The organism is Nocardiopsis lucentensis DSM 44048 (assembly GCF_000341125.1).
GTDB classification, from domain to species: Bacteria; Actinomycetota; Actinomycetes; order Streptosporangiales; family Streptosporangiaceae; genus Nocardiopsis; species Nocardiopsis lucentensis.
On sequence record NZ_ANBC01000767.1, the window covers coordinates 1 to 2,423 of the forward strand.

General features: G+C 73.1%; 4 protein-coding genes. 2 read left to right on the top strand and 2 right to left on the bottom strand.

Going from position 1 to position 2,423, the window contains the following annotated elements:
* The coding region (locus tag D471_RS36390) for an EamA family transporter (RefSeq protein WP_040691434.1) at nt 1-350 on the top strand (350 nt) is incomplete at its 5' end.
* 22 nt (nt 351-372) lie between these two features.
* Here the strand turns inward: D471_RS36390 and D471_RS0126560 are convergent.
* Nucleotides 373-879, bottom strand: coding sequence for a GNAT family N-acetyltransferase (locus D471_RS0126560; RefSeq protein ID WP_017601422.1), 507 nt, complete (start codon nt 877-879; stop codon nt 373-375).
* Between the two features lie 49 nt (nt 880-928).
* Between D471_RS0126560 and D471_RS0126565 the strand changes: the two genes are divergently transcribed.
* Nucleotides 929-1,492 carry a helix-turn-helix domain-containing protein gene (locus tag D471_RS0126565; protein ID WP_017601423.1) on the top strand — a complete coding sequence of 188 codons (564 nt, stop codon included), beginning with the start codon at nt 929-931 and terminating at the stop codon, nt 1,490-1,492.
* A 19-nt stretch (nt 1,493-1,511) separates the two neighbouring features.
* Here D471_RS0126565 and D471_RS36395 read toward each other — a convergent pair.
* Nucleotides 1,512-2,423: aminotransferase-like domain-containing protein (locus D471_RS36395; RefSeq protein ID WP_017601424.1), on the bottom strand; the 912-nt coding region annotated here is incomplete at its 5' end.

Sequence of the window (2,423 nt, forward strand, 5' to 3'; positions counted from 1 at the left end):
TGGTGGTGCCGGGGTGGGCGATGGTGGTGTGGTTGGCGGTGGTGAGTACGGCGGTGGCCTACGCCGTGGGAGTGATGGCGGTGCGGCGGTTGTCGCCTCAGGTGGCGGGGGGTGTGGCCTACCTGGAGGTGGTGACGGCGATCGGGTTGGCGTGGGTGTTGTTGGGTGAGGCGTTGAGCCTGGTGCAGGCGTTGGGTGCGGTGGTGATCGTGTCGGGGGCGTTCGTGACGCAGACCGCGGTGCCGTCGCGGGCCGCGGAGGTGTCGCGGGCGCGGCGGGCGGTTGCCCCGGAGGGGGCGGGGCTCGGTGAGGGTGGTGCCGGGCCCGGGCCCGTGTCGGAGGGGCGCTGACGGGCGGCTGCCCGGGGGCCGGTCAGGGCGTGAGTGCGGTGAGGTCGATCTCGGCCCAGGCGACGTCGTGCCAGGCGTCGTGTTTGTGGCCGACGCGGTGCATGGTGCCGACGGTGGTGAAGCCCATGGCGCGGTGGAGGGCGAGGCTGGGGTCGTTGGGCAGGGTCATGCAGGCCACGGCGGTGTGCATGCCGCGTGCGGCCAGTGCGGGCAGGAGAGCTCGGTAGAGGGCGCGGCCGCGGCCGGAGCCGCGGTGGTGCGGGTCCAGGTAGACGCTGACCTCGCATGACCAGGCGTAGGCGGCGCGGGCGCGGAAGGGGCCGCCGTAGGCGTAGCCGAGGACCTGGTCGTCCTCCTCCAGGACGAGCCAGGCGTGGTGGCGTTGGGCGGCGGTGATCCGTCGGGCCATCTCCTGGGTGTCGGGTGGGGTGAGTTCGAAGGTGATGGCGGTGTCGGTGGTGTAGGGGGCGTAGATCGCGGCGCAGGCGGCGGCGTCGTCGGGGGTGGCGTCGCGTACGTGTGTGGTCATGGTTCTCATAATTCATCATGGTAAATCATCTGTGCAGTATGGTGAACGCATGAGTGATCAACTGGGTTCCGCTCTCGCCGAGACCCTGCGCGGTCTGCGTACCGCCCGTGGGCTGACCGGAGCCGCCCTGGCCGAGCGCGCGGGAGTGTCGCGGGCGATGATCAGCCGGATCGAGCACGGGGACGTGCAGCCCACGGCGGTGCTGCTGGGCCGGTTGTCGGCCGCGTTGGGAATCACGCTGTCGGAGCTGATCGCCCGCGCCGAGCACGAGGGCCGACGGTTGGCCCGGGCCGCCGACCAGCCGGTGTGGACCGATCCCGAGACCGGGTACCGTCGGCGCGCCCTGTCCCCCCGGCCGGGCGGGGTGATGGAGTTGATCGAGGTCGAACTGCCGCCGGGGGCGCGCGTGGCCTATCCGGCCGACGCCTATGCCCTGCGCCATCACCAGATCTGGGTCATCGAGGGCGACCTGGCCTTCACGGAGGGGTCGGTGGAGCACCGGCTCGGGGCCGGCGACTGTCTGGAGTTGGGTGCGCCCGTGCCGTGCGTGTACCACAATCCCGCTGGCACGGTCTGCCGCTACCTGGTCGCCTTGACTTCCTCCCGGCCCTGACCGGACCGCGGCGGCGGGGTCATCGCGTGTGTTGGCCAAGGAGGGCGCCCACGACGGCCACCCCTTCGCGGATGTCGGTGTCGGTGCGTCCGGCGTAGCCCAGGACCAGTCCGGGCGGGCCGGGGCGTTGGCGGTGCCAGGTGAGCGGGTGGGCCTTGACGCCGCGTTTCAGCGCGGCGGCGGCCAGGTCGGTGTCGGTGACGGGGGCCTCGAGGGTCACGGTCAGGTGGAGTCCGGCGGCGGCGCCGTGGACGCGGGCCCCTGGTAGGTGGGTGCGCAGGGCGTCGATCATGGTGTCCCTGCGGCGGCGGTGGCGTCCGCGCAGGGTCCGCAGGTGGCGTTCGAGGTCGCCCGAGGCCATGAGGTGGGCCAGCACCAGCTGCGGCAGTGTCGCGCTGCCCAGGTCGTTGAAGCGTTTGGCTTCGACCAGGGCGGGGCGCCAGCGCGGTGGGGCCACGATCCAGCCCAGGCGCAGGGCGGGGGCGAGCAGTTTGGACACGCTCCCGGCGTAGCAGACCCGGTCGGGGGCCACGGACGCCAGCGCGGGGACGGGGTGGCGGTCGTAGCGGTGTTCGGCGTCGTAGTCGTCCTCGATGACCAGTCCGCCCTCCATCGCCCACCGGATCAGGTCGCGGCGGCGCCGCCCGCCGAGTACGACTCCGGTGGGGAACTGGTGGGCGGGGGTGGCCAGGACCGCTTCGGCGCCGGTGGCGCGCAGGGCGTCGACGCTGACGCCGTCCTCGTCCACCGGGACCGGCGGGGTGCGCAGCCCGGCGTGGTCGAGGTGGTGTCGTACACCCAGGGAACCGGGGTCCTCCACGGCGACCGTGTCGATGTGCTGGTGGCGCAGCGCGGCTCCGATGAGGCCGAGGGCCTGGGCGGTGCCCGAGACGATGAGGACGTCCTCGGGGCGGGTGCGGATGCCGCGGGT